The organism is Pseudomonas sp. RP-B7, assembly GCF_059803535.1.
In genome coordinates this window covers 44,398-65,514 of sequence record NZ_JAPFHC010000004.1, presented here as the reverse complement: position 1 = coordinate 65,514, position 21,117 = coordinate 44,398, and the positions used below count along the sequence as shown (strand labels likewise).

Genomic DNA, 21,117 nt, shown 5'->3' with positions numbered 1-21,117 from the left:
CGATAGCTGCAACAAAACGAAAAGGCGCCGAAAGGCGCCTTTTTGCTGTCTTGAAAACCATGAGGAGCAAATGTGGGGGCGGGCTTGCTCGCGAATGCGCAGTGTCAGTCAATAGATTCATTGGCTGATCCACCGCATTCGCGAGCAAGCCCGCTCCCACACAAAAACGCCCGGCATAACCGGGCGTTTTGTATTGACTTGCTTAGCGAGCGCGGTAAGTGATGCGCCCTTTGCTCAAGTCATAGGGCGTCAGCTCGACGCGCACTTTGTCACCGGTAAGAATACGAATGTAGTTCTTGCGCATCTTGCCGGAGATATGCGCGGTTACGACGTGCCCATTTTCCAACTCCACACGAAACATGGTGTTGGGCAGGGTGTCGACGACAGTGCCTTCCATTTCGAAGCTGTCTTCTTTCGACATGCAGTAAAGCCCTCGGTATCCAGTGAATGGCCCGGTGCAACTGCGCCAGGCAAAAGCGGCGTGCATTGTGCCCGAAAAAGGGTGTTTAAGCCAAGGGGTTCTAGTTAAGCGTGACCCATCTTTGATTAATCAGCAGTTCTATGGGGCGATATTGGGTCTTGTAGTTCATCTTTTTGCAGTTTTTGATCCAGTAACCGAGGTACACCGCCTCCAGTTCCAGGCGCAGGGCTTCGCCGATTTGCCACAGGATTGCAAAGCGCCCCAGGCTGCGGCGCTCTTCTGCCGGCTCGTAGAAGGTGTAGACCGCCGAGAGGCCGTTAGGCAGCAGGTCGGTCACGGCGACAGCCAGCAGCCGGCCGTCGAGGCGGAACTCGTAGAAACGCGAAAACGGCAGGTCGCGCACCAGGAACGTGGAAAACTGGTCGCGGCTGGGCGGAAACATGTCGCCGTCGGCATGGCGTTGTTCGATGTAGCGTTGGTAAAGATCAAAATACTCTTCACTGAAGCGCGGCTTGGTAGCTGTGACCGTCAGGTCGGCATTGCGCTTGAGGATGCGCTTCTGATTGCGATCCGGCAAAAACTGCCCCACAGGAATGCGCGCAGGCACGCAGGCATTGCAGTTCTGGCAATGGGGGCGGTACAGATGATCACCGCTGCGGCGAAACCCCATTTCCGAAAGGTCGGCGTACACGTGCACGTCCATCGGCTGACTGGGGTCGAGGAACAGAGTGGTAGCCTGCTCGTCGGGCAGGTAGCTGCAAGAGTGGGCTTGAGTGGCATAGAACTTCAAGCGTGCCAGCTCGGTCATGATCAACCCTCGGGATAGCCTTTGAAACAAGTGTAAGCCACGTGCGCGAAAGTCGCCTAGGAAACCACCCAGGGTCCGCTGTTGGGTTGATCCAAGTGGTTGCGCAGGAAATCTGCGAACTCACTGCGCGGTATGGCGCGGGCGCCCAGGCTGTGCAGGTGATCGTTGGGCATCTGGCAGTCGATCAGTACAAAGCCCCAAGCCTGCAATTGCCGGGTAAGCGTGGCAAAGCCGAACTTCGATGCATTGTCGGCACGACTGAACATGGACTCGCCAAAGAACAGTTGCCCCATCGCCAGGCCGTACAGGCCGCCCACCAGTTCGCCAGCGTCCCACACCTCGACGGAGTGCGCGTAGCCGCGCCTGTGCAGCTCCAGGTAGGCGCTCTGGATGCCTTGGGTGATCCAGGTGCCATCGGCATAGGCGCGCGGCGCCGCGCAGGCCTGGATCACGGCGGCGAAGTCCTGGTCGAAGGTCACTGTGTAACGTTGTTGGCGCAGCAGTTTGCCCAGGCTGCGGGATACATGCAGCTCTTCAGGGAAAATCACCGTGCGCGGGTCCGGCGACCACCAGAGAATCGGCTGGCCATCCGAAAACCACGGAAAACAACCGTGCCGATAGGCCTGCACCAGCCGTTCGGCCGACAAGTCACCACCGGCGGCCAGCAGGCCATTGGGTTCGCGCATGGCCTTGGCCAATGGCGGGAAAGTCAGGGAATCACGTTGCAACCAGGTCAGCATGGCATCCAGGCTTATGGAAGGGGAGGGGAGTGGCAGGTATGACACCTGCCGCACGTGGCGGTGATTATTGTCGACGCAGCGCCTCAGGGCCAGCCCGAATCGGGTGGCGGTCGGGATTAGCGTGAGCAGGTGTTTCTGCAACTCTCTGCCGGGGATGTGGTCGTAATCGGGTCGGCGCCATGCAGGCCATTTGCCGAGCTTGCGCTGATTGGTAAAAACAACCCATAAGCCTTTGTCAGCAAAGACAATGCATGCTCAAATTGACCCTGATGTGACACTTCAATTGTCTATGCTGCTGGGGGAAGGGCAAGGGCGTGGCATCGGGGACACAAACCCGTACAATGCGGCCATTGTGGCGTTATCGCCGTTTCATCGATCCATTACCCAGTGTTAAACGTAGAATCAACGACGTTCGTTCATTTTTCAGCTGCTCGGATTGGGCAGTAGTTGCAGTCATTCAATAGATGGACGCGCCAAAGGCGCAGGAAAAGACCCGTTTTGAAGAAATCCGCCGCAACACCCAAAGCAGCAGTCGTGCCGGCCTGGCGCCAGCACCTGCATTACCGCCTCAAGGAAGGCGCGCTGATCGCTATCGGCGCGCTGTGCCTGTTCCTGATGATGGCCTTGCTCACCTATGGCAAGGACGATCCGGGCTGGAGCCACAACAGCAAGATCGACGACGTGCAGAACTTCGGCGGACCTGCCGGCTCCTACAGCGCCGACATCCTGTTCATGGTGCTGGGTTACTTCGCGTATATCTTCCCATTGCTGCTGGCGATCAAGACCTGGCAGATCTTCCGCCAGCGCCACGAGCCGTGGCAGTGGAGCGGCTGGCTGTTCTCCTGGCGCCTGATCGGCCTGGTGTTCCTGGTGCTGTCCGGCGCGGCGCTGGCGCATATCCATTTCCATGCGCCTACCGGCCTGCCGGCGGGCGCGGGGGGGGCGCTGGGCGAAAGCCTCGGTGACCTGGCGCGCAAGACCCTGAACATCCAGGGCAGCACCCTGATGTTTATCGCACTGTTTCTGTTCGGCCTCACGGTGTTCACCGACCTGTCGTGGTTCAAGGTGATGGATGTGACCGGCAAGATCACCCTCGACCTGCTGGAGCTGTTCCAGGGCGCCGCCAATCGCTGGTGGGCTGCCCGGGTCGAGCGCAAGCGCATGGTGGCCCAGTTGCGTGAGGTGGACACACGCGTCAACGAAGTGGTGGCACCAAGCACGCCTGACCGCCGCGAGCAGGCCAAGGTCAAGGAGCGCCTGATCGAGCGCGAACAGGCCCTGAGCAAGCACATGTCGGACCGCGAGAAGCAGGTGCCGCCGGTGATCGCTCCAGTGCCGACCAAGGCCCCCGAGCCGAGCGCCCGTGTGCAGAAAGAGAAACAGGCGCCGCTGTTTGTCGACAGCGCCGTCGAAGGCACCTTGCCGCCGATCTCGATCCTCGACCCGGCCGAAAAGAAACAGCTCAACTATTCCCCGGAGTCGCTGGCTGCTGTCGGCCATCTGCTGGAAATCAAACTGAAGGAATTCGGCGTCGAAGTGACGGTGGATTCGATCCACCCCGGCCCCGTCATTACCCGTTACGAAATTCAGCCGGCCGCTGGCGTCAAGGTCAGCCGCATCTCCAACCTGGCGAAAGACCTGGCCCGTTCCCTGGCCGTGACCAGCGTCCGCGTGGTGGAGGTGATTCCCGGCAAGACCACCGTGGGTATCGAGATTCCCAACGAAGACCGCCAGATCGTGCGCTTCTCCGAAGTGCTGTCGACGCCGGAATACGACAACTTCAAGTCGCCGGTCACCCTGGCCCTGGGCCACGACATCGGCGGCAAGCCGGTGATCACCGACCTGGCGAAGATGCCGCACCTGCTGGTCGCCGGTACTACCGGCTCGGGTAAGTCGGTGGGTGTGAACGCGATGATCCTGTCGATCCTGTTCAAGTCCGGCCCGGATGACGCCAAGCTGATCATGATCGACCCGAAGATGTTGGAGTTGTCGATCTACGAGGGCATCCCGCACCTGCTGTGCCCGGTTGTCACCGACATGAAGGACGCCGCCAATGCCCTGCGCTGGAGCGTCGCCGAGATGGAGCGCCGCTACAAGCTGATGGCGAAGATGGGCGTGCGTAACCTGTCGGGCTTCAACGCCAAGGTCAAGGAAGCCCAGGACGCCGGCACTCCGCTGGCCGACCCGCTGTACAAGCGCGAAAGCATCCACGACGAAGCACCGCTGCTGACCAAGCTGCCGACCATCGTGGTGGTGGTCGACGAATTTGCCGACATGATGATGATCGTCGGCAAGAAAGTTGAAGAGCTCATCGCCCGTATCGCCCAGAAAGCCCGTGCGGCCGGTATTCACTTGATCCTTGCAACCCAGCGTCCGTCGGTGGATGTGATCACCGGTCTGATCAAGGCCAACATCCCGACGCGCATGGCGTTCCAGGTATCGAGCAAGATCGACTCGCGGACCATCATCGACCAGGGTGGCGCCGAACAACTGCTGGGCCACGGTGACATGCTCTACATGCCACCGGGCACCAGTCTGCCGATCCGTGTACACGGCGCCTTTGTCTCCGATGATGAAGTGCACCGTGTGGTGGAAGCCTGGAAACTGCGTGGCGCCCCGGAATACAACGACGACATCCTCAACGGCGTCGAAGAAGCCGGCAGCGGCTTCGAGAGCGGCGGCGGTGGCGGTGACGACGATGCGGAAACCGACGCCCTCTACGACGAAGCCGTGGCCTTTGTACTGGAAAGCCGCCGCGCCTCCATTTCTGCCGTGCAGCGTAAATTGAAAATCGGCTACAACCGCGCCGCCCGCATGATCGAAGCCATGGAAATGGCCGGCGTCGTGACCGCGATGAACACCAACGGCTCGCGTGAAATCATTGCCCCCGGGCAGATGCGCGACTGATCCCGCGCCGTGTGGCAGCACACGGCGCGCCCTGACTACTCAATGAGGACTCCCATGCGTCTTATCCGCATGCTGTTGTTGCCGGCACTGGCCCTGACTGCTGTTTCGGCGCACGCTGATCCGGCCTCGGTCGCCAGCCTGACCAACCTGTTGGACAAATCCAAGACCCTGACCGCGCGTTTCTCCCAACTGACCCTGGACGGCGGCGGCACCCAATTGCAGGAAACCGCTGGCGAAATGGCCGTGCAGCGTCCTGGCCTGTTTTTCTGGAAAACCGACGCGCCGAACGATCAGACCATTGTCTCCGACGGCCAGAAAGTCACCCTGTGGGACCCGGACCTGGAGCAGGTAACCATCAAGAAGCTCGACCCGCGCCTGAACCAGACCCCGGCGCTGCTGTTGTCGGGCGATGTGTCGAAGATCAGCGACAGCTTCGAGATCACCTCCAAGCAGACCAGCAACGTGATCGAGTTCACCCTCAAGCCAAAATCCAAGGACACGCTGTTCGACAGCCTGCACCTGTCGTTCGGCAACGGCGTGATCAACAACATGCGCCTGATCGACAGCGTCGGCCAGCGCACCGACATCCTGTTCTCCGGGGTCAAGGCCAACGAGCCGGTCGCCGCATCCAAGTTCAAGTTCGACATCCCCAAGGGTGCCGACGTGATCCAGGAATAATCTGCCCAGAGGTTTCAAACGCTGCCCATGGACTTGTTTCGAAGTGACCCGATTGCTCAACCCCTGGCCGCGCGCTTGCGCTCGACCAACCTGGATGAGTACGTCGGCCAGGAACACCTGCTCGCTCGTGGCAAGCCCCTGCGCGAAGCCCTGGAGCAAGGTGCGCTGCATTCGATGATCTTCTGGGGCCCGCCAGGGGTGGGTAAGACCACCCTGGCGCGGTTGCTGGCGAAGGTCTCGGATGCGCATTTCGAAACGGTCTCGGCGGTACTCGCCGGGGTCAAGGAAATCCGCCAGGCCGTCGACGTCGCCAAACAGCAGGCCGGGCAATACGGCAAGCGCACCATCCTGTTCGTCGACGAAGTGCATCGCTTCAACAAGTCGCAGCAGGACGCGTTCCTGCCATATGTGGAAGACGGCACGCTGATCTTTATCGGCGCCACCACCGAGAACCCTTCATTCGAATTGAACAATGCCTTGCTGTCGCGGGCGCGGGTCTATGTGCTCAAGAGCCTGGACGAAGCGGCGATGCAAAAGCTGCTGCACCGTGCCTTGAGCGAAGACAAGGGCCTGGGCAAGCGCCGGCTGAGTCTCAGCGACGAAGGCTTCAAGATCCTGCTCACCGCCGCCGATGGTGATGGGCGCCGTTTCCTCAACCTGCTGGAAAACGCCTCCGACCTGGCCGAAGACGGCAGCGAGATTGGCGTCGACCTGCTGCAAAGCCTGCTCGGCGACACGCGCCGACGCTTCGATAAGGGCGGTGAAGCGTTCTACGACCAGATTTCCGCGCTGCATAAATCCGTACGCGGTTCCAACCCGGACGGTGCGCTGTACTGGTTCGCGCGCATGATCGACGGTGGTTGCGACCCGTTGTACCTCGCGCGTCGCGTAGTGCGCATGGCCAGTGAAGACATCGGCAACGCCGACCCGCGGGCGCTGAGCTTGTGTCTGGCGGCGTGGGAGGTGCAGGAGCGCCTCGGTAGCCCGGAAGGCGAGCTGGCGGTGGCCCAGGCCATCACCTACCTGGCCTGTGCGCCAAAAAGCAACGCGGTGTATATGGGCTTCAAGTCTGCCCTGCGCGCCGCTGCCGAATACGGCTCCCTGGAAGTGCCGCTGCACCTGCGCAACGCGCCGACCAAGCTGATGAAACAATTGGGCTACGGTGATGAATACCGCTACGCCCATGATGAGCCAGACGCCTATGCGGCCGGCGAAGATTACTTCCCCGACGCGCTTGAACCGCTGGCGCTCTATCAGCCGGTGCCCCGTGGCCTGGAGCTGAAGATCGGGGAAAAGCTCAATCACCTCGCCCAACTTGATCGACTCAGCCCCAAACAGCGGAGAAAGTAGTGCTCAAGACGATTCTTGCCGTGTCCGCAGCCGGCATCGCTGGTACATTATTGCGTTTCGCCACCAGCACCTGGGTCAGTGCCAACTGGCCGAAGCATTTTTATGCGGCGACCCTGGCGGTCAATCTGGTCGGCTGCTTGATTATCGGGCTGTTGTACGGCTGGTTCCTGTTGCGCCCGGAAGTACCGATTGAAATTCGCGCCGGCTTGATTGTCGGCTTTGTAGGCGGTCTGACGACCTTTTCATCCTTTTCACTGGATACGCTGCGCTTGCTGGAAAGCGGGCAGGCCCTGGTAGCGTTCGGTTACCTGGGTATCAGCGTGTTCGGCGGGCTGCTCGCCACCTGGGCCGGCCTGTCCTTGACCAAACTTTGATAAACGAGAGACCGACATGCTCGATTCCAAACTGTTACGTAGCAACCTTCAGGACGTAGCGGACCGCCTGGCATCCCGTGGCTTTGCCTTGGATGTTGCGCGCATCGAAGCGCTGGAAGAACAGCGCAAGACCGTCCAGACCCGCACCGAAGCACTGCAGGCTGAGCGTAATGCGCGTTCCAAATCCATCGGTCAGGCCAAACAGCGCGGCGAAGACATTGCGCCGTTGATGGCGGACGTCGAGCGTATGGGCACTGAGCTGTCCGAGGGTAAAGTCGAGTTGGACAAGATCCAGACCGAACTGGACTCGATCCTGCTGGGCATCCCCAACATCCCGCATGAATCCGTGCCGGTGGGCGAAGACGAAGACGGCAACGTCGAAGTGCGCCGCTGGGGTACGCCAAAAGCCTTTGATTTCGAGATCAAGGACCACGTCGCCCTGGGCGAACTGACCGGCGGCCTGGACTTTGAAACCGCCGCCAAGATGTCCGGCGCGCGATTCTCGTTGCTGCGCGGCCCGGTGGCCCGTCTGCACCGCGCCCTGGCGCAGTTCATGATCAACCTGCACACCGCCGAGCACGGCTACGAAGAAGCCTACACGCCGTACCTGGTGCAGGCACCGGCGCTGATGGGCACCAGCCAGCTGCCGAAATTCGAAGAAGACCTGTTCAAGATCAGCCGCGAAGGCGAAGCCGACCTGTACCTGATCCCGACGGCGGAAGTGTCGCTGACCAACATCGTGTCCGGCGAGATCCTCGACGCCAAAGCGCTGCCATTGAAGTTCGTCGCCCACTCGCCGTGCTTTCGCAGCGAAGCCGGTGCATCGGGTCGCGACACCCGCGGCATGATCCGCCAGCACCAGTTCGACAAGGTCGAGATGGTGCAGATCGTCGAGCCGTCGACCTCGATGGAAGCCCTCGAAGGCCTGACTGCCAACGCCGAGCGCGTCCTGCAACTGCTGGAGCTGCCGTACCGTGTACTCGCGTTGTGCACCGGCGACATGGGGTTCAGCGCCGTGAAGACCTACGACCTCGAAGTGTGGGTGCCGAGCCAGGACAAGTACCGCGAGATCTCGTCGTGCTCCAACTGCGGCGATTTCCAGGCCCGCCGTATGCAGGCGCGTTTCCGCAACCCGGAAACCGGCAAGCCGGAGCTGGTGCACACCCTCAACGGGTCGGGCCTGGCGGTAGGCCGTACCCTGGTGGCCGTGTTGGAAAACTACCAGCAGGCAGACGGTTCCATCCGTGTACCCGAGGTGCTCAAGCCTTATATGGCGGGCGTTGAGGTCATCGGCTAAATGGAATTTCTGCCGCTGTTTCATAACCTGCGCGGCAGTCGTGTGTTGGTCGTCGGTGGCGGGGAGATTGCCTTGCGCAAATCCCGGCTGCTGGCCGACGCCGGTGCGTTGCTGCGGGTGGTTGCTCCCCAGATCGAAGACCAACTCCGCGAGTTGGTACTGGGCAGTGGCGGGGAACTGATTTTGCGCGGTTATCAGGAGGCCGACCTCGACGGTTGCACCCTGATCATCGCGGCAACGGACGACGAGCCACTGAACGCGCAAGTGTCCAGCGACGCCAAGCGCCGTTGCGTGCCGGTCAATGTGGTGGACGCGCCGGCCTTGTGCAGCGTGATCTTCCCGGCGATTGTCGACCGCTCGCCCTTGGTGATCGCGGTGTCCAGTGGCGGCGATGCGCCGGTACTGGCGCGGCTGATCCGGGCCAAGCTGGAAACCTGGATTCCGTCCACCTACGGCCAATTGGCCGGGTTGGCGGCGCGCTTTCGTGCCCAGGTCAAAGGTTTGTACCCGGATGTACAGCAACGTCGCGCGTTCTGGGAAGAGGTGTTCCAGGGCCCGATTGCCGATCGCCAATTGGCCGGGCAGGGTGCTGAAGCCGAGCGTTTGTTGGTGGAGAAAGTCAACGGCAAGCCGCCCCATGCGCCGGGTGAGGTTTACCTGGTGGGCGCCGGTCCTGGTGACCCGGACCTGTTGACCTTCCGCGCACTGCGCCTGATGCAGCAAGCCGATGTGGTGCTGTACGACCGCCTCGTCGCGCCAGCGATTCTCGAACTGTGCCGCCGTGATGCCGAGCGCGTATACGTCGGCAAGCGTCGCGCCGACCACGCCGTGCCCCAGGACCAGATCAACCAGCAATTGGTGGACTTGGCCAAGCAAGGCAAGCGGGTGTTGCGCCTTAAAGGTGGCGATCCGTTCATCTTTGGCCGTGGTGGCGAAGAAATCGAAGAGTTGGCGGCCCACGGCATCCCGTTCCAAGTGGTACCGGGCATCACGGCGGCCAGCGGCTGCGCGGCGTATGCCGGGATTCCGCTGACTCACCGCGACTATGCGCAATCGGTACGCTTCATCACCGGGCATTTGAAGGACGGAACTTCGGACCTGCCCTGGCATGACCTGGTGGGGCCGTCGCAGACCCTGGTGTTCTACATGGGCTTGATCGGCTTGCCGATCATCTGCGAACAGCTGATCAAGCATGGACGCGCAGCCGATACCCCGGCGGCATTGATCCAGCAAGGCACAACGTCCAACCAGCGCGTGTTTACCGGCACCCTGGCCGACTTGCCGCGCATGGTGGCGGAGCATGAAGTGCATGCGCCGACACTGGTGATCGTCGGTGAAGTGGTGGTGTTGCGCGAGAAGCTCAAGTGGTTTGAAGGCGCCCAGTCCCAGGTCTGAAAACTAAAAGCATCGCGGGCAAGCCCGCTCCCACAGGGGATCGCATTCCATGTGGGAGCGGGCTTGCCCGCGATGAGGCCTTCAAGTTCAGCGAGCAGCCCGGATCAGCTCCAAACTGCGTTGCCCTTCAATTTCAAGCGATCATGCGGGGTATCAAATGCTTGCAACGGGCCTTTGGGCACAATCCCCGTCGGATTGATCGTGCGGTGACTGGCGTAGTAATGCCCCTTGATATGCGCAAAATCCACCGTCTCGGCCACTCCCGGCCACTGATACAGCTCCCGCAGCCAGTTCGACAAGTTCGGATAATCCGCAATCCGCCGCAGATTGCATTTGAAGTGCCCGTAATACACCGCATCAAAACGGATCAGCGTAGTAAACAGGCGCACATCCGCTTCGGTCAGGAACTCGCCGGCCAGGTAGCGATGGTCGCTCAGGTGCTGCTCCAGATGATCCAATTCGGCAAACACATCATCAAACGCACTTTCGTATGCCTGCTGCGAAGTGGCAAAGCCTGCGCGATACACGCCGTTGTTCACGGCCGGGTAGATGCGTTCGTTCAGTGCGTCGATGCTCGGGCGTAGCGCCTCGGGGTAGAAGTCCAGGGTGTTGCCGGTCAGCCCATTGAACGCGCTGTTGAACATGCGGATGATTTCCGCCGATTCATTACTGACGATACGCTTGAGCTTCTTGTCCCACAGAACGGGCACCGTCACCCGGCCGGTGTAGTCGGCGGTATCGGCGGTGTAGCGCTGATGCATGAAGGCAAAACCGTCGAGGGCGTCGCCGCTGGAGCCGTGGGCCTTGTCGAAGGTCCAGCCGTTTTCCAGCATCAACCAGCTGACCACGGACACATCGATCAGGCTTTCCAGGCCCTTGAGCTTGCGCATGATCAGGGTGCGATGGGCCCAAGGGCAGGCGAGGGACACGTAGAGGTGGTAGCGACCGGCTTCGGCCTTGAATCCACCCTCGCCACTCGGGCCGGGCGAACCGTCGGCAGTCACCCAGTGGCGGCGCTGCGCCTGTTCACGCTGGAAAGCGCCATCTGCGCTACTTTCGTACCACTGGTCTTTCCAGCGTCCTTCGATCAGCAAACCCATGACTGGCTCCTCAACTAATAAGCGTTGGAGCCCAGTCTAAAGGGATGGGTTCGATTTAAAAGCGCAAAGACTGCGGGTGAATTATCGATTAAATCGATTTGTTCCGTGCGTCCCAGTATTGCTGGGCCAACACGAAAGCCTGCTCCCGCGAATGGCCAAGACCGCGCAAGGCCAGCGCCATGGTGGCGATCAGCGCCAGTTGCGGGTAGCTGTCCTCGACTTCACCGCGCCACAACGCTTTCAAATGCTCGGGCTCCAGGGTCGCCGGTTTGACGTGGCGTTGGGCGGAGAGGGCGGGCCACTCCTCGTCCCAGCTCTCGCCGCCGGTGGTGCCGTAGAGGTGGCTGGCGCTGTCGGGGTTGATCTCGATCTCGCCGCCGTCGCCCTTCACCACGATCACATTGTCGCCGAGCAGGCCGCTGGCATCGCGGTGCACGCCCTGGTAGCCGGGGTGGAAAATGCTTTGCAGGCCCAGGCGTGCATTCAGCGGGTTGAGCAGACGTGCCAGGGAGTGGATTGGCGAACGCAGGCCGAGGGTGTTGCGCAGGTCGATCATGCGTTGCAGTTGTGGCGCCCAGTCGCCCAGCGGGATAAATGCCAGGTTCCCGTGTTGGTAAGCGCTTTCGACCTGCTGCCAGTTGCGGCAAAGCGGGATCTGCAAGGTTGCCAGCAGTTGCTCGGTGTACAACCGGCCCTCGGTATGCGCGCCGCCGCCGTGCATGAGGATGCGTACGCCATTTTGCGCGAGGCACTTGGCCGCCAGCAGAAACCACGGCAGGTGGCGCTTCTTGCCGGCGTAGGTCGGCCAGTCCACGTCGACGTTCAGCGCCGGGGCGTTGAGGCGTTCGCGTACGGCTTCGGTGAAACCGGCGAGTTCTTCCGGGCTTTCTTCCTTGTGGCGCAGCAACATCAGGAACGCGCCGAGCTGGGTGTCTTCGACTTTTTCGTCGAGCAGCATGCCCATGGCTTCGCGGGCTTCCTCACGGGTGAGATTGCGTGCGCCGCGCTTGCCTTTGCCCAGGATGCGCACGAATGGCGCAAACGGGTGTTCGGCGGGAGTTTCGAGGGTCAGCGGGGCAAAGTCGGTCATAAGCAATTCGTCGGCCTGGGCAGGCCCGCCAGCTTGGCGGCGAGTTTGGCGGGAGTGCCGTTGAACAGTTTGTTGAGGTGCAGGCTGTTGCCCTTTTCCGGGCCCAGCTTCAAGGCGGTGTACTTGATCAGCGGGCGCGTGGCCGGGGACAGTTGGAACTCGGCGTAGAAGCCGCGCAGCAGTTCGAGGATTTCCCAGTGGTCGGGCGTCAGATCGAGCGCTTCGGCGGCAGCCAGGGCGCTGGCGACTTCTGTGGACCAGTCGTTCAAGTCGACGAGGTAGCCGTCCTTGTCCAACTCATAGGTGCGTTCGCCTACGGTCAAGGTGTTCATAGCCAGCTGTTGACCTTGTCATAGTCGATAGACAGTTGCACGAAGCCGGGATAGTCCACGCTGTCGGCCCAGTCGGGTAATGGCAGGTTGCGCGCCTGCATGTCTTCGGCCAGCACAAACACCTTCACACCCTTGGTGTGCAGGGCGGGGGCGTGCAGCCCGTAGGCGCCATCGCCGCACAGCAAGATCGCGTCCTCGGCGCCGCAGATGCGCAGGCAGCTGTCGAGGCGACTGTCGGAAAACGGCGAGTGAGACACCACATGTAAAGTCGACATCAGAGGGTAATCACCTGGTCGTAACGGTCAATCAATTGGGAAATAGCGTCGTTGCTCAATGGTTGTGCCTCGGTGGGCGGCGTCAGGCCACGCACAGCCATGCTGTGGCGGCAGACAAATACATCGTCGATACCGAACAGCCCCAAGGCCTGCAGGTTGGCACTGAGGTCCTTTTGTTGCACGGCCTTGGCGTTCTGGTGCGGTGCGAGCTGGAACACGCCGTCATCCATGAACAACAAACCGATGGGCAAATCGAACGCGCCACCGGCCAGCACGATATCCAGCGCTTCCCGTGCACTCGCGCCGGACCAAGGTGCCTGGCGGCTGATCACCAACAGGGATTTGGACATCTCACGGCCCTCCAAAGCAGATCAGGCGGTCGGCGGTTTGTGCGGCGTCGTGCAGTTGCCCCAGGCCAGACAACGCCCACGGTGCATCGAGGTTGACCGCGCTGCGCTGATAACGCGTGGCCTCCTCGGTGTTGAGCACCCCGCGACGCAGGGCGGCGGCGATGCATACCACGCCGTCAAGCTGGTGCTGGCTGACAAACTCACGCCATTGGCGGGCGATGTCCTGCTCATCCTGCGGGGTGACGATGTTATTGGACGCGCTGTACACGCCGTCCTGGTAGAAAAACAGCCGCACAATCTCATGCCCGCCTGCCAACGCCGCCTGGGCGAACAGCAAGGCGCGGCGCGAGGAGGGCGCGTGGGCTGCGGAAAACAGGGCTATCGCAAACTTCATGGCACACTCGGCAAGCAAACGTGGGCCAATGATAAAGCCGCCGCCAGGAAAAAGCCCGCCGTGATCAAAACGGTCACTGTTGCTGATCGTTCTGACGATTGCCCGTAGGACCAAGGCTGCCTAGTCTGTGGGCAATCGAAACGGAATTGGAGTGCCCATGTCAGGTCCCTTGGCGTCCCTCAAAGTGTTGGATTTCTCCACCTTGCTGCCTGGCCCGTTTGCATCCTTGATGCTCGCGGACATGGGCGCCGAAGTGCTGCGCATCGAATCGCCAACGCGCATGGACCTGCTGCGGGTGCTGCCGCCCCATGACCGGGGGACTTCGGCGAGCCACGCCTACCTCAATCGCAATAAGCGCAGCCTGGCCCTGGACCTCAAGCAAGCCGAGGCGCTGGAGATCGTGCGGGCGCTGGTCAAGGACTACGACATTATTCTCGAACAGTTCCGCCCCGGGGTCATGGAGCGCCTGGGCCTGGGATATGAAGCGCTGAAGGCGATCAACCCCCGGCTGATTTATGTGTCGATCACCGGCTACGGTCAGACCGGCCCCTACAAGGACCGCGCCGGGCACGACATCAACTACCTGGCGTTGTCCGGTGTGGCCAGCTACACCGGGCGCCAGGACAGTGGGCCGCTGCCGTTGGGCGTGCAGTTGGCGGATGTGGGCGGTGGCTCGTTGCATGCGGTGGTGGGGTTGCTCGCGGCAGTGATTGCGCGGCAGCAAAGCGGGGTGGGGCAATATCTGGACGTGAGCATGACCGATTGCTCCTTCAGCCTGAACGCCATGGCGGCAGCGGGCTACCTGGCGTGCGGGGTGGAGCCGGAGTGGGAAAACCACGTGCTCAACGGTGGCAGTTTCTACGATTACTATCGGACCCGGGATGGACGATGGATGTCGGTGGGCAGTCTGGAGCCGGCTTTCATGCAGTCGCTGTGTGCGGCGCTGGGACGGCCGGAGTTGGCGGCGCAAGGCTTGTCGCCGGAGCCGGAGCGGCAAAAAGTGCTCAAGCAGGCTTTGCAGGTTGAGTTTGAGAAACGCAGTTTTGAGGAGCTGTGCGCGTTATTTGCCGAGGTGGATGCCTGCGTCGAACCTGTGTTGAGTTTGAGTGAGGCGCTTGAGCATCCCCAGTTGAAGGCGCGGGAATTGTTGAGCCAGGTGCCCCGGGGCGATGGTTCGACCCAGCTGCAGTTGGCGTGTCCGTTGAAGTTCTCTGAGGGGTTGCCAGCGCCTCGGCATATTGGCGGGGCGGTGGGCGCGCACAGTGATGAAGTGTTGGCTGAATTGGGCTTCAGTAATCAGCGTATTGAGGCTTTGCGGCAGGCCAGGGTTATTGGTTGACTGATCCGGCGCCTTCGCGGGCAAGCCCGTTCCCACATTTGACCGGGTTGTCATGTCGATCACCGATCCAATGTGGGAGCTGGCTTGCCTGCGAAGAGGCTGTCACTCCACCCGGGTCTCTCCAGTAAACACCAAAGTCTGCCGACACCGCCGACACAAATACCGCCGCCCCTGAGCCACCAACCCATGGCGCTGCGACGAAAAGGGAAAGTCACTGTCCGCACACGGGCAACGGTAGATATACCGCGTCACCTGACGCCGCTTTACCGCATACGTATGGCAACGGTCCGGCGGCAGTTCGTACACCCCGCGCATGATCAATTGCCATTCTTCGCCATGGGGCTGAATGCGTTCGCCAAACAATTGGTGGGCAATCAGGTGCGCCACTTCATGGGCCACCGTCTGTTTCAGGAAATGCTGGCTGTTTTCACGGTACAGCTGGGGGTTGAAGCGCAGCAGGTTCTCGTGCAAATGCGCGACACCGGCCTTCTGGCCCCGCAGCTTGAGGCTGACCTGGGGGCGTTTGAAGCTTCGTTTGAAAAAGGATTCGGCTTGCAGGAAACAATCTTCGACGCGGGTATTGAGTTGCTCGGGCATGCTGTACGTATCTCCAGAGGCGCCCAGTATGCCGCAACGCCGAGTGTTTCCGAATGGTTCAGGCGCCGAATGGTCATGCATAACGCACAAAGCCACCTTGCGGTGGCCTTGCTCACGGTCTGAAACGCTCAATTGGTATAGATAGGCCCAACGCCCAAGCCCCAGACGATCACGGTAAACGCCATGATTGCCACCAGCACCACCAGGCCCACGGCCAGCACCGAGCTGGAAAACAGGAAGCCCTCGTCCGGATCGATGCTCATGAACGTCGGCAGCCCCACATACAGCAGGTACACCGTGTAGCAGATCGCCGCCGTGCCCACGACCATGCCCAGCCACATATGTGGGTACAGCGCCGCCAGCCCGCCGATAAACAGCGGTGTCGCGGTATAGGTGGCAAACGCGACGCAGCGCGACATGCTGGGGTTGGCGTCGTAGGTTCGGGCCATCCAATGGATGAAGGCGCCCATCACCGCCACGCCGGCGAGCATGGCCGCGTACGACATGATGGTCATCCACAGGGCGCTTTCCTGAGTCAACATCACGGGCGAGCGGTTGCCGATGACCCAGCCGACCTGGGTGGTGCCGATAAAGGCTGATACGGCGGGGATCGCCGCGAGAATCAGCGTGTGAGTGAGGTACATGTGGCCGATGCTTTCTTCTTTATCGCCACGGATTTCCCGCCATTCCTGGTCAGGATGGGTAAACAGCCCCACGACGTGATGGATCATGCCAGTCACTCCTGTTGTTATTACCATCGCCCCCCATCGGAGCGCCCACGGGCCAATTGGCCTGAAAGGTCTGGATATATACGTGCGACCTCAAGTCGCAGTATAGGAAGGGATGACCGGAATGACTGTAGGGCCTTTAGAGCAAATCGCGCTGTAAACATTGGCCCTAATCGCGGTGAAGTCTGTCGGGACTGCCATGGTCGGTGTGGGAGCAGGCAAGCCAGCCCCCACATTGGATCGGCGTCGCCCATTGAAGCATTTTTGCGTAAAATGCTGCGCTTTTCGTCACACACCTTTTGCGGATTCAAGCGCCATGGGCACTCTTACAGTCAACCAGAACAAACTGCAGAAACGCCTGCGTCGCCTGGCCGGTGAAGCGGTCGCCGATTTCAACATGATCGAGGACGGCGACAAGGTCATGGTCTGCCTCTCCGGCGGCAAAGACAGCTACACCATGCTCGACGTGCTGCTGCACCTGCAAAAGGTCGCGCCGATCAAGTTCGAGATCGTTGCCGTCAACATGGACCAGAAACAACCGGGCTTCCCCGAGCATGTGCTGCCGGCCTACCTCAAAGAGCTGGGTGTCGAGTATCACATCGTCGAAAAAGACACTTATTCGGTGGTCAAGGAATTGGTTCCGGAAGGCAAGACCACCTGCTCGCTGTGCTCGCGCCTGCGTCGGGGCACGCTCTACACCTTTGCCGATGAAATCGGTGCGACCAAAATGGCCCTGGGCCATCACCGCGACGACATCGTCGAGACCTTCTTCCTCAATATGTTCTTCAACGGTTCGCTCAAGGCCATGCCGCCCAAGCTGCGCGCGGATGACGGGCGCAACGTGGTGATTCGCCCGCTGGCGTATTGCAACGAGAAGGACATCCAGGCCTACTCCGACCTCAAGCAATTCCCGATCATCCCGTGCAACCTCTGCGGCTCCCAGGAAAACCTGCAACGCCAGGTGGTCAAGGAAATGCTGGTGGAGTGGGAACGCAAGACACCGGGCCGCACCGAGAGCATCTTTCGCAGCCTGCAGAACGTGCAGCCGTCGCAGTTGGCCGACCGCAACCTGTTCGATTTCACCAGTCTCAAGATCGACGAAAGCGCCGCTTCGCGTTTCGTCAATATAGTGAACCTCTAAGCGACTTCAATGCTCTGACACACGGCGCTCGCGGGCGCCGTTTTCAATTCGAATCCCGGGAGAGGGCATGCGCGATTACAAGTGGCTGCACGAATACTGTCTGAACCGCTTCGGTTCGGCGGCCGAGTTGGAAGCCCACCTACCCGTACCGAATACTGCGGCGCAGTTGCGCCAGATCAGCGACGACCGCTACCTGTCGACCCTGGCCCTGCGGGTGTTCCGTGCGGGCTTGAAACACAGCGTGGTGGATGCCAAGTGGCCGGCGTTCGAGAAAGTGTTCTTCGGCTTCGACCCGGAAAAAGTTGTGCTGATGGGCGCCGAGCACCTGGAGCGGCTGATGCAGGACACCAGCATCATCCGCCACCTGGGCAAGCTCAAGAGTGTGCCGCGCAATGCGCAGATGATCCTGGACATCGCCCATGAACACGGCAGCTTCGGCGCGTTTATCGCCGATTGGCCGGTGACCGACATCGTTGGGCTGTGGAAGTACCTGAGCAAGCACGGCCACCAGTTGGGCGGGCTATCGGCACCGCGCTTTTTGCGCATGGTCGGCAAGGATACGTTCGTGCCGAGTTTTGACGTGGTGGCGGCGTTGAACGCACAGAAGATCGTCGACAAGGCACCCACCAGCCTGCGGGACCTGGCGACGGTGCAGGCGGCGTTCAACGAGTGGCATGCCGAGAGTGGGCGGCCGATGTGCCAGTTGTCGATGATGCTGGCTTACACCGTCAATCACTAGCCTGTAGTGAGCGGGCTTGCCCCGCGCCGGGGGGCGAAGCAGCCCCAAACGGTACACCGCGGTGTATCAGCAAGACCGCGGTGTCTGGATTTAGGGCGGCTTCGCCCCCCAGCGCGGGGCAAGCCCGCTCACTACAGGTCAAGGTGCGAGCTGTCGGTTGAGCTGATGCCGCCAGCGCACATATAGCAAGGCCGTACAAAACACCGCCAGGCTTGCCAGCATCTCCAGCACCCCGAACCACTGGCGGTTCGGGTCATACGCCGCCAGCGCGCCCTTGATGAAATACAGGTTCACCGCAAAGCACATCCACGAATGCCCGCGCGCACTGCCCAGCAGCATTCCCGGTGCGAGCAACAGCAGCGGCACCAGTTCGATCAGCAGGATCACCCACGGCCGTGCGCCGTGCAGGTCGGCGACGAACAGGTAATAGCCGCACAGCAACCCCACCAGCCCAAAGAACGCCAGCAGGCTCAACGCCCGTGCAACCTTGACCCGTGGCTCCAACCACGCCTGGGGCGGCAAGACCTTAGGCTTTCTGGCCACGGCCGCTCTCCAGCAATGTGGCGGTGTTCGCCAGGCGCAAGCCCAGGGCGCGGCACAGGGCGATCTCATGTTGATCAAGCAGGCGCTTGCCGTCCGGCCCGGCGTGGTGGCTGGCGCCGTAGGGCGTGCCGCCGCCTTGGGTGTCGAGCAATGCCTGTTCGCTGTAGGGCAAGCCGGTGATCAACATGCCGTGGTGCAGCAATGGCAGCAGCATCGACATCAACGTGGTTTCCTGGCCGCCGTGCAGGCTGGCGGTGGAAGTGAACACCCCGGCCGGTTTGCCGACGAGGGCGCCGGTCAGCCACAGGTTGCTGGTGCCATCGATGAAGTACTTGAGCGGCGCGGCCATGTTGCCGAAGCGGGTCGGGCTGCCCAGGGCCAGGCCCGAGCAGTGTTTCAGGTCGTCGAGGCTGGCATACAGCGCGCCTTCCTCCGGGATGCTCGGCGCCACGGCTTCGCACTCGGTGGAGATCGCCGGAACGGTGCGCAGGCGCGCTTCCATGCCGCCTTGCTCGATACCCCGGGCGATCTGCCGGGCCATTTCGCTGACCGAGCCGTTGCGGCTGTAATACAGCACCAGCACATACGGTGTGGTCACGGCAGGATCTCCAGCACGTTCTCTGGCGGGCGGCCGATGATGGCTTTGTCGGCGGTTTCCAGGATCGGCCGTTCCATCAACTTGGGGTGCGCGGCGATGGCGGCGATCAGTTGTGCTTCGCTGAGGCTGGCGTCGGCCAGGTTGAGGGTCTTGTATTCGTCTTCGCCGGTGCGCAGCAATTGGCGTGCGCTGAGGCCCAGCTTGGCGAGCAAGGCCTTCAGTTGCGCGGCGTCCAGCGGGGTTTCCAGGTAACGCACCACGGTCGGGGTGAGACCACGGGCTTCGAGCAGTTCAAGCGCACCGCGGGATTTCGAGCAGCGCGGGTTGTGATAAAGCGTCAGATCGGTCATGTGCGGGTCGCATCTTGCGTAAGGTGGCAGGTATTCTACCTGCGCAGCGTCCCGTCCTTAAACCGTAAGAGGCGATAGGTCGCAGCCAACGTTCATTTTTACGAAGGATTACCCCATGACAAGTCGACTGATCGGTGCATTGGCGATCATCACAACCCTGCTGCTCAGCGGCTGCGGTAATGACTACGGCGTTGACCAGTACGGCAAGAAAGTCGCGGCTGAACGCCTGGATAAACAATGGGTCGTGGTCAATTACTGGGCCGAATGGTGTGGCCCGTGCCGTACCGAGATCCCTGAACTGAACGCCCTGGCGGATCAGTTGAAAGGGCAGAACGTCGGGGTGTTCGGGGTCAACTTCGACAATGTGCAGGGTGAGGAGTTGAAGGCCGCCAGCGAGAAGCTGGGGATCAAGTTCACGGTGCTGGCGCAGAACCCGGAAGGGATCTTTGATATACCGCGCAGCGAGGCGCTGCCGGTAACCTACATCATTGATGACAAGGGCAAGGTGCGTGAACAGTTGATGGGGGAGCAAACGGCGGAAGGCGTGATTGCAAAGCTGAAGGCACTACGCGGTTAAAGCAACAACACCAAACCAATGTGGGAGCGGGCTTGCTCGCGAAAGCGGCGGATCAGACAACACATCTGTGACTGATCCACCGCTTTCGCGAGCAAGCCCGCTCCCACATTTTGACCTCGTTCAATCCTGAAAAGGTTGCTGTCAGCCCTCTTCAAGCCACAGGCGAATCGGCTTGCCTTCTGCCGGCCAGAAACGCGTCTGCTCGATCGGCGAGATGTCCCAGCGCTGCACGCCTTGCAGGGCCTGGAAGAAGCGGTGTTCCTGCTCCATCAAGGCCTCGGCGCAGAGTTTGCGGGTGCTGCCGATCTGGCCGAAGCTGAGCTTGTCGCCCTCGAGGGTGTACGGCGCGAACCAATGGTTGCAGCCGCCGTTGCCATAGGCACGACCGTCCTCGCCGAGGGTGACCGTCAGGTGCGCGTAGTCCATCAGTGGCCGCTCACCGATCCATTCCACCACGTAGCTGTGATCCCGCTTGAGCTTGGCCGTATCAGCGGCGCAACCCGTGAGGGCCGCACCTGCGGCGGCGAGCAGAAGCAGGCCTTTCATTGTGCGGCCTGCTGGCATTTCGGGCAGCGGTGCTTGTCGCCCTGGCTGGCCCAGCCCAGCTCCTTGATGCGCGCGTTGGCGGCCGGTTGCAGCGGCTCTTTGCTCAGCTTGGTTTCCACCGCGAATTCAAACTCCAGCACGGTGTCGCAGCTGTCGCAGTTGACCTTCCAGGTGTGAATTTCCAATTCGCCGAATTTCGGCCCGTGGGCCATGGCGACCCATTGACCCGCCGGGCGGATGGAGTAGCGCGCGTCGCCTTCGACGGTGAGGCGCATCGACAGGGTTTTGCTGCCGCGCAGGGTGACGATCAGCACGTCGCCGTGCTTGATCGAACCACCGTTGCCGGTGATCTGGTAACGGCCCGGCACCAGGGCGCGGCATTCGATCAGGGTGTGTTGCGGGCTCAGCAAGCTGAAGCGGAAATCGTGTTCGGCCATGGATCCTCCAA

General features: G+C 61.3%; 26 protein-coding genes. 10 read left to right on the top strand and 16 right to left on the bottom strand.

What is annotated here, in order from left to right; translation table 11 throughout:
• Window positions 1–202: 202 nt before the first annotated feature.
• The 3 genes from infA to aat all read right to left on the bottom strand — a co-directional run bounded on the left by infA (window position 203) and on the right by aat (window position 1,969).
• On the bottom strand, window positions 203–421 hold the full coding sequence (gene infA, locus OPU96_RS06145; RefSeq protein WP_002553999.1) for a translation initiation factor IF-1: 219 nt from the start codon (window positions 419–421) through the stop codon (window positions 203–205).
• A gap of 100 nt (window positions 422–521) precedes the next feature.
• Window positions 522–1,229: an arginyltransferase gene (locus OPU96_RS06140; RefSeq protein ID WP_226456373.1), complete on the bottom strand. Its 708-nt coding sequence runs from the start codon at window positions 1,227–1,229 to the stop codon at window positions 522–524.
• Window positions 1,230–1,285: 56 nt separating this feature from the next.
• Window positions 1,286–1,969, bottom strand: coding sequence for a leucyl/phenylalanyl-tRNA--protein transferase (gene aat, locus OPU96_RS06135; RefSeq protein WP_192296552.1), 684 nt, complete (start codon window positions 1,967–1,969; stop codon window positions 1,286–1,288).
• 498 nt (window positions 1,970–2,467) lie between these two features.
• Here aat and OPU96_RS06130 point away from each other — a divergent pair, with 498 nt between their 5' ends.
• Genes OPU96_RS06130 through cysG form a run of 6 tightly spaced genes read left to right on the top strand, consistent with a single transcriptional unit; the run spans window position 2,468 to window position 9,970 of the window.
• Window positions 2,468–4,876, top strand: coding sequence for a DNA translocase FtsK (locus OPU96_RS06130; protein ID WP_192296551.1), 2,409 nt, complete (start codon window positions 2,468–2,470; stop codon window positions 4,874–4,876).
• 54 nt (window positions 4,877–4,930) lie between these two features.
• Window positions 4,931–5,554, top strand: coding sequence for an outer membrane lipoprotein periplasmic chaperone LolA (lolA, locus tag OPU96_RS06125; RefSeq protein ID WP_498558846.1), 624 nt, complete (start codon window positions 4,931–4,933; stop codon window positions 5,552–5,554).
• Between the two features lie 27 nt (window positions 5,555–5,581).
• Window positions 5,582–6,904, top strand: coding sequence for a replication-associated recombination protein A (locus OPU96_RS06120; RefSeq protein ID WP_305391085.1), 1,323 nt, complete (start codon window positions 5,582–5,584; stop codon window positions 6,902–6,904).
• Window positions 6,904–7,278, top strand: a complete 375-nt coding sequence (crcB, locus tag OPU96_RS06115) for a fluoride efflux transporter CrcB (RefSeq protein ID WP_065872076.1) — start codon at window positions 6,904–6,906, stop codon at window positions 7,276–7,278. Before OPU96_RS06120 ends, crcB begins: the two co-directional genes overlap by 1 nt.
• Window positions 7,279–7,294: 16 nt before the next feature.
• Entirely contained in the window at window positions 7,295–8,575 is a 1,281-nt protein-coding gene (serS, locus tag OPU96_RS06110; protein ID WP_192296548.1) for a serine--tRNA ligase, read from the top strand.
• Window positions 8,576–9,970 (top strand): siroheme synthase CysG, encoded by a 1,395-nt coding sequence (gene cysG, locus OPU96_RS06105; protein ID WP_192296547.1) that lies wholly within the window; start codon window positions 8,576–8,578, stop codon window positions 9,968–9,970.
• A gap of 104 nt (window positions 9,971–10,074) precedes the next feature.
• Here cysG and OPU96_RS06100 read toward each other — a convergent pair whose 3' ends face one another.
• From OPU96_RS06100 to tusD, 6 genes are all read right to left on the bottom strand, one after another.
• Complete coding sequence (locus OPU96_RS06100; protein WP_226456370.1) at window positions 10,075–11,070, bottom strand: glutathione S-transferase family protein; 996 nt, start codon at window positions 11,068–11,070, stop codon at window positions 10,075–10,077.
• Between the two features lie 88 nt (window positions 11,071–11,158).
• On the bottom strand, window positions 11,159–12,160 hold the full coding sequence (locus OPU96_RS06095) for a glycosyl transferase family protein (protein ID WP_305391084.1): 1,002 nt from the start codon (window positions 12,158–12,160) through the stop codon (window positions 11,159–11,161).
• Window positions 12,157–12,492 carry a TusE/DsrC/DsvC family sulfur relay protein gene (locus OPU96_RS06090; RefSeq protein ID WP_192296544.1) on the bottom strand — a complete coding sequence of 112 codons (336 nt, stop codon included), beginning with the start codon at window positions 12,490–12,492 and terminating at the stop codon, window positions 12,157–12,159. The genes OPU96_RS06095 and OPU96_RS06090 overlap by 4 nt, the downstream gene beginning before the upstream one ends.
• Window positions 12,489–12,767 carry a sulfurtransferase complex subunit TusB gene (gene tusB / locus OPU96_RS06085; protein WP_192296543.1) on the bottom strand — a complete coding sequence of 93 codons (279 nt, stop codon included), beginning with the start codon at window positions 12,765–12,767 and terminating at the stop codon, window positions 12,489–12,491. Before tusB ends, OPU96_RS06090 begins: the two co-directional genes overlap by 4 nt.
• Window positions 12,767–13,117, bottom strand: coding sequence for a sulfurtransferase complex subunit TusC (gene tusC, locus OPU96_RS06080; protein WP_498558845.1), 351 nt, complete (start codon window positions 13,115–13,117; stop codon window positions 12,767–12,769). Before tusC ends, tusB begins: the two co-directional genes overlap by 1 nt.
• A gap of 1 nt (window position 13,118) precedes the next feature.
• Window positions 13,119–13,511 carry a sulfurtransferase complex subunit TusD gene (gene tusD / locus OPU96_RS06075; protein ID WP_192296542.1) on the bottom strand — a complete coding sequence of 131 codons (393 nt, stop codon included), beginning with the start codon at window positions 13,509–13,511 and terminating at the stop codon, window positions 13,119–13,121.
• Between the two features lie 157 nt (window positions 13,512–13,668).
• On the opposite strand from tusD, the gene OPU96_RS06070 reads away from it, so the two are divergent.
• Window positions 13,669–14,850, top strand: a complete 1,182-nt coding sequence (locus tag OPU96_RS06070) for a CaiB/BaiF CoA transferase family protein (RefSeq protein WP_498558844.1) — start codon at window positions 13,669–13,671, stop codon at window positions 14,848–14,850.
• 102 nt (window positions 14,851–14,952) lie between these two features.
• Here the strand turns inward: OPU96_RS06070 and OPU96_RS06065 are convergent, their stop codons facing one another.
• Both OPU96_RS06065 and OPU96_RS06060 read right to left on the bottom strand, forming a co-directional pair.
• Window positions 14,953–15,447, bottom strand: a complete 495-nt coding sequence (locus tag OPU96_RS06065) for a SprT family zinc-dependent metalloprotease (RefSeq protein WP_192296540.1) — start codon at window positions 15,445–15,447, stop codon at window positions 14,953–14,955.
• 128 nt (window positions 15,448–15,575) lie between these two features.
• On the bottom strand, window positions 15,576–16,178 hold the full coding sequence (locus OPU96_RS06060; RefSeq protein WP_226456366.1) for a Yip1 family protein: 603 nt from the start codon (window positions 16,176–16,178) through the stop codon (window positions 15,576–15,578).
• Window positions 16,179–16,491: 313 nt separating this feature from the next.
• Here OPU96_RS06060 and ttcA point away from each other — a divergent pair, with 313 nt between their 5' ends.
• Window positions 16,492–17,316 (top strand): tRNA 2-thiocytidine(32) synthetase TtcA, encoded by an 825-nt coding sequence (ttcA, locus tag OPU96_RS06055; RefSeq protein ID WP_192296538.1) that lies wholly within the window; start codon window positions 16,492–16,494, stop codon window positions 17,314–17,316.
• Window positions 17,317–17,383: 67 nt separating this feature from the next.
• Complete coding sequence (locus OPU96_RS06050) at window positions 17,384–18,055, top strand: DNA-3-methyladenine glycosylase I (protein WP_192296537.1); 672 nt, start codon at window positions 17,384–17,386, stop codon at window positions 18,053–18,055.
• A 138-nt stretch (window positions 18,056–18,193) separates the two neighbouring features.
• Here the strand turns inward: OPU96_RS06050 and OPU96_RS06045 are convergent, their stop codons facing one another.
• Genes OPU96_RS06045 through arsC form a run of 3 tightly spaced genes read right to left on the bottom strand, consistent with a single transcriptional unit; the run spans window position 18,194 to window position 19,546 of the window.
• Window positions 18,194–18,598, bottom strand: a complete 405-nt coding sequence (locus OPU96_RS06045; protein ID WP_192296536.1) for a DUF2069 domain-containing protein — start codon at window positions 18,596–18,598, stop codon at window positions 18,194–18,196.
• On the bottom strand, window positions 18,582–19,196 hold the full coding sequence (gene wrbA, locus OPU96_RS06040) for an NAD(P)H:quinone oxidoreductase (RefSeq protein ID WP_192296535.1): 615 nt from the start codon (window positions 19,194–19,196) through the stop codon (window positions 18,582–18,584). Before wrbA ends, OPU96_RS06045 begins: the two co-directional genes overlap by 17 nt.
• Window positions 19,193–19,546 (bottom strand): arsenate reductase (glutaredoxin), encoded by a 354-nt coding sequence (arsC, locus tag OPU96_RS06035; protein ID WP_192296534.1) that lies wholly within the window; start codon window positions 19,544–19,546, stop codon window positions 19,193–19,195. The genes wrbA and arsC overlap by 4 nt, the downstream gene beginning before the upstream one ends.
• Before the next feature lie 115 nt (window positions 19,547–19,661).
• Between arsC and OPU96_RS06030 the strand changes: the two genes are divergently transcribed.
• Window positions 19,662–20,123 carry a TlpA family protein disulfide reductase gene (locus tag OPU96_RS06030; protein WP_192296533.1) on the top strand — a complete coding sequence of 154 codons (462 nt, stop codon included), beginning with the start codon at window positions 19,662–19,664 and terminating at the stop codon, window positions 20,121–20,123.
• Window positions 20,124–20,264: 141 nt separating this feature from the next.
• On the opposite strand, the gene OPU96_RS06025 is transcribed toward OPU96_RS06030, so the two are convergent.
• The gene (locus tag OPU96_RS06025) at window positions 20,265–20,669 is read right to left on the bottom strand and encodes an META domain-containing protein (protein WP_226456364.1); all 405 of its coding nucleotides are present in this window, start codon (window positions 20,667–20,669) and stop codon (window positions 20,265–20,267) included.
• Entirely contained in the window at window positions 20,666–21,106 is a 441-nt protein-coding gene (locus tag OPU96_RS06020) for a hypothetical protein (RefSeq protein WP_192296531.1), read from the bottom strand. Before OPU96_RS06020 ends, OPU96_RS06025 begins: the two co-directional genes overlap by 4 nt.
• Window positions 21,107–21,117 lie beyond the last annotated feature (11 nt).